General features: G+C 71.2%; 6 protein-coding genes and 1 riboswitch. All 6 genes read left to right on the forward strand.

The genetic code is table 11. From position 1 onward, the window contains the following. The coding region (gene ribD, locus D180_RS06845; protein ID WP_017912206.1) for a bifunctional diaminohydroxyphosphoribosylaminopyrimidine deaminase/5-amino-6-(5-phosphoribosylamino)uracil reductase RibD at window positions 1-764 on the forward strand (764 nt) is incomplete at its 5' end. Window positions 765-904: 140 nt separating this feature from the next. Further along, window positions 905-1,068: riboswitch (FMN riboswitch) on the forward strand. A 79-nt stretch (window positions 1,069-1,147) separates the two neighbouring features. Further along, on the forward strand, window positions 1,148-1,747 hold the full coding sequence (locus D180_RS06850; RefSeq protein WP_017910049.1) for a riboflavin synthase: 600 nt from the start codon (window positions 1,148-1,150) through the stop codon (window positions 1,745-1,747). A 115-nt stretch (window positions 1,748-1,862) separates the two neighbouring features. Next, window positions 1,863-2,990, forward strand: a complete 1,128-nt coding sequence (gene ribB / locus D180_RS06855; RefSeq protein ID WP_043090588.1) for a 3,4-dihydroxy-2-butanone-4-phosphate synthase — start codon at window positions 1,863-1,865, stop codon at window positions 2,988-2,990. Between the two features lie 90 nt (window positions 2,991-3,080). Continuing rightward, entirely contained in the window at window positions 3,081-3,548 is a 468-nt protein-coding gene (gene ribH, locus D180_RS06860; protein WP_017910047.1) for a 6,7-dimethyl-8-ribityllumazine synthase, read from the forward strand. Continuing rightward, entirely contained in the window at window positions 3,545-4,015 is a 471-nt protein-coding gene (gene nusB, locus D180_RS06865; RefSeq protein WP_017910046.1) for a transcription antitermination factor NusB, read from the forward strand. Before ribH ends, nusB begins: the two co-directional genes overlap by 4 nt. 134 nt (window positions 4,016-4,149) lie before the next feature. Beyond that, window positions 4,150-4,651, forward strand: a 502-nt coding sequence (gene thiL, locus D180_RS06870) for a thiamine-phosphate kinase (protein WP_017912208.1), incomplete at its 3' end; no start/stop codon positions are given.

The following is a 4,651-nucleotide window of genomic DNA, read 5'->3' on the forward strand; positions in this document are numbered from 1 at the left end:
TGCTGCGAGAGGCTGGCATCGCGGTGCAGGCGGGCCTGATGGACACGCAGGCGCGCGCGCTCAATCGCGGCTTCCTGTCGCGGGTGGAGCGCGGCCGGCCGTGGTTGCGGATCAAGCTCGGCGCCAGCCTGGACGGGCGCACCGCGCTGGCCAGCGGCGAGTCGAAATGGATCACAGGACCGGCGGCGCGCCAGGACGTGCAGCACTGGCGCGCCCGCGCCGGCGCCATCCTTACCGGCGCCGGCACCGTGCTGGCCGACGACCCGGCACTGACCGTGCGCCTGGATGCGGCGACCGAAGTGGAGCCGCCGCTGCGCGTGGTGCTGGACGCGCAACTGCGCAGCCTGGCGCAGGCCAAGGTCCGCGACGGCAGTGCGCCGACCCTGTACGTGCATGCGCCGGACTGCGTGCCGCCGGCGCTGGATCATGCCGCGTTCGCCGCGGTGCCGCTGCACGACGGCCGCTGCGACCTGCACGCGGCGCTGCGCCTGCTCGGCGAGCGCGGCATCAACGAGGTCCAGGTCGAGGCCGGGGCGACGCTGAGCGGTGCACTGCTGCGCGCCGGCCTGGTCGACGAGGTGCTGGTGTACATGGCGCCGCTCCTATTGGGCGATACCGCGCGTCCGCTGCTGGCCGGGCTCGGCATCGAGACCATGGCGCAGCGCGTACCGCTGCAATTGCAGGACGTGCGCCAGCTCGGCGACGACCTGCGCCTGCTGCTGCGGCCGGCGATCGCCGCCAGCGCGGGGGCGGCCTCGCCCTGAGCGATCGCCGGTGATGCGCGTCGCCGCGCGCAAGGTTGCCGTGCGCACCGCGACGCTTTGTCCCACCGGTGGCGCGCTGTACCGGGCGGCCGCTGCGGCCGCGCCTGCTAGAATGCCCGAGCCGGTTCGCCGGCGACCACAAACGTCTTCAGGGCGGGGTGCGATTCCCCACCGGCGGTAGGTGCGTTCGCGCACGAGCCCGCGAGCGCTTCCCGGCGCAGGCGCGACGCGCCGAATCGGGAAGGTCAGCAGATCCGGTGCGATGCCGGGGCCGACGGTATAGTCCGGATGAAAGAAGACGGCCTTCGCGCAGCCTTGCGGCTGTGCGCGTGCCTGTTTGCCTTGTGGCGTTTTTCGCTCACCCCATTGCGAGAAACGTAGCTATGTTCACCGGAATCATCGAAGGCGTCGGCCATCTCGCCGCACGCCAGCCGCAGGGCGGCGATCTCCGCTTCACCTTCGCCACCGGCAGCCTGCCGTTCGCCGACGTGCGCCTGGGCGAGAGCATCGCGGTCAACGGCGTGTGCCTGACCGTGGTCGCCTTCGACGCGGCCTCGTTCCAGGCCGACGCCTCCACCGAGACCCTGGCGCTGACCACGCTTGGCCGCCTGGCCGAGGGCGCGATACTGAACCTGGAGCGGGCGATGCGCCCCAGCGACCGCCTCGGCGGGCACCTGGTCAGCGGCCATGTCGACGGCCTCGGCGAGGTGCTGTCGATTCACGACGATGCGCGCGCGCAGCGCTGGCGTTTCGCCGCGCCGGCGTCGCTGCTGCGCTACATCGCCAAGAAGGGCTCGATCTGCGTGGACGGGGTCAGCCTCACCGTCAATGAAGTCGACGCCGAAGGCTTTGAGGTCGCGCTGATTCCGCACACCGTCGCGCACACCGCGTTCGCGCAGACCGCCGTCGGCGCGGCGGTGAACCTGGAGATCGACCTGGTCGCGCGCTACGTCGAACGCCTGTTGCAGGGCCGCCAGGACTGATCCTGGCCGCGTCCGGCCTTCTGCCTCTCCGCCACGCTGCGCCGATGCCTGCGGCACGCGCGGCACCTTCCGTCTTTCCGCGAGTCCCCGCATGTCGCCTTCCGTTACCCCGAGCCTGAATTTCGCCTCCGTCCCCGAGCTGCTGGAAGAACTCCGCGCCGGCCGCATGGTGGTCATCGTCGACGACGAGGACCGCGAGAACGAGGGCGACCTGATCATGGCCGCCGAACTGGTCAAGCCCTCGGACATCAATTTCATGGTCACCCACGCGCGCGGCCTGGTGTGCCTGTCGCTGACCCGCGAGCGCTGCGCGCAGCTGGGCCTGGCGCCGATGGTCCAGCGCAATACCGCGCAGTTCCATACCAACTTTACCGTCAGCATCGAGGCCGCCGAGGGCGTCACCACCGGCATCTCCGCCTACGACCGCGCCCACACCGTGCGCACCGCGGTCAAGCCGGACGCCAAGCCGCACGACCTCAGCCAGCCCGGCCACATCTTCCCGCTGATCGCCCAGCCGGGCGGGGTGCTGACCCGTGCCGGCCACACCGAGGCCGCCAGCGACCTGCCGATGCTGGCGGGGCTGGAGCCGGCCGGCGTGCTGGTGGAAGTGCTCAATCCCGACGGCAGCATGGCGCGGCGTCCGCAGCTGGAAGCGTTCGCCCGCACCCACGGGCTGAAGATGGGCTCGATCGCCGACCTGATCGCCTACCGCCTTGCCACCGAGCACACCGTCGAACGTATCGACGAGCGGCCGATCGAGACCGAGTTCGGCGGCTTCACCCTGGTCACCTACCGCGACCGCATCGCCCACGATCTGCACTTCGCCCTGGTTCGCGGCACCCCGGACGCCGACACCCCGACCCTGGTGCGGGTGCAGGTGGAGAACCCGCTGGCCGACCTGCTGCACTGGCGCCGCGACGACTTCGGCGTGGCCGCCAGCGACGCCTTGCGCGCGATCGCCGCCGCCGAGCGCGGGGTGATGGTGGTGCTGTCGGCGCCGCGCGACAGCGAGGCCTTGCTGGCGCGGCTGCGCGCGCAGCCGGAGGCGGCGCACGGCAAGGACGTGGGGCAGTGGCGGCGCAACGGCGCCGGCAGCCAGATCCTGGCCGACCTGGGCCTGGGCAAGCTGCGCGTGCTCGGCACGCCGCGCCGGCAGATCGGCCTGGCCGGGTTCGGGCTGGAGGTGGTGGAGCATGTGGAGCCGGGAATCGGGAATCGGGACCCGGGACCCGGAAAAGCCTGATCCCCGCGCGCGACCTCGTTTGCTTCTCCCGGACCCCGGGTCCCGGGTCCCGGCTGTTAAACTCTCCCACCCCCTCAAGCTGCCACCGCCATGTCCCACTACGAAGGCGACCTCCGCACTCCCGAGTCGGCGCGTTTCGCGATCATCGCCAGCCGCTGGAACGCCCGTATCACCGACGTGCTGGTCGCCGGTGCGCGGCAGAGCCTGGCCGGCAACGGCATTGCCGACGACGCGGTGGACGTGATCCGGGTGCCGGGCGCGTGGGAACTGCCGCTGGTCGCCGCCCGCCTGGCCGCGGCCGGCAAGCATGCCGCGATCATCGCGCTGGGTTGCGTGATCCGCGGCGACACCCGCCACTACGAACACGTCGCCGACGGCTGCGCCGAGGGCCTGCTGCGGGTGTCGCTGGACTTCCGCATCCCGGTGCTCAACGGTGTGCTCGCCGTGGAGCAGGTCGAGGACGCCGAGGCGCGCGCCGGCGGCAGCCATGGCAACAAGGGCGAGGAAGCGGCGCTGAGCGCGCTGGAGATGGTCAACCTGCTGGAGCTGCTGCCGTGAACAAACCCGCTGGCCACAAGCACCACCCACGCCGCGACGGCGTGGATCCGGTCCTGCGTTCGCGCGCGCGCCGGCGTGCGCTGCAGGCGATCTACGCCTGGCAGATCTCCGGCGGCAACGCCCAGCACGTGATCGCGCAATTCGCGCACGAGCAGGCGCACGAGATCGCCGACCTGGTGTACTTCGAGAACCTGGTCGAAGGCGTGCTCAAGCACCGCGCCGAACTGGACGCAGCGCTGGTCGGCTACCTGGACCGCACGGTCGAGGAAGTGGACGCGATCGAACGCGCGGTACTGCGCCTGGCCGCCTACGAACTGCTGCACCGCATGGACGTGCCGTACCGCGTGGTGATCAACGAAGCGATCGAGACCGCCAAGCGCTTCGGCTCCGAACACGGCCACACCTACGTCAACGGCGTCCTGGACCGCGCCGCGCTGGAATGGCGCGCGGTGGAGTCGGGGGGCTGAGGGGCTGGGAATGGGGAAAAGGGAATGGGGAATGGCAAAAGCAGATGCCGTTCTCCTTCGAGATCGCCGACGTTCCGGCTTTCGCTCCTGCTTCTAACCATTCCCGACTCCCCATTCCCGATTCCCAGCCCCCAATGCCCGAATTCGATCTGATCGAGCGCCTGCGCGCACGCAGTCGGGCGCGGGACGACCTGCCGCTGGGCATCGGTGACGATGCGGCCTTGCTGCTGCCGCCGCCGGGGGAGTTGCTGGCGATCACCACCGATACGCTCAACGCCGGGGTGCATTTCCCGGCCGAGACCGCGGCCGTCGACATCGGCTGGAAGACGCTGGCGGTGAATCTGTCCGACCTGGCGGCGATGGGCGCGCAGCCACGCTGGTGCACGCTGTCGCTGTCGCTGCCGCAGGTCGACATGGCCTGGGTCGATGCGTTCGCCGAGGGCTTCTTCGCGCTGGCCGATGCGCACGGCATCGGCCTGGCCGGCGGCGACACCACGCGCGGGCCGCTGGCCTTGTCGGTCACGGCAATCGGCAGCGTGCCGGCGACGATGGCGCTGCGCCGCGATGCCGCGCAGCCGGGCGACGAGGTCTGGGTGACCGGCCAGCCGGGCGAGGCGGCGGCGGCGCTGGCGCTGT

The organism is Xanthomonas sp. SHU 166, from assembly GCF_000364685.1.
Classification (GTDB): Bacteria; Pseudomonadota; Gammaproteobacteria; order Xanthomonadales; family Xanthomonadaceae; genus Xanthomonas_A; species Xanthomonas_A sontii.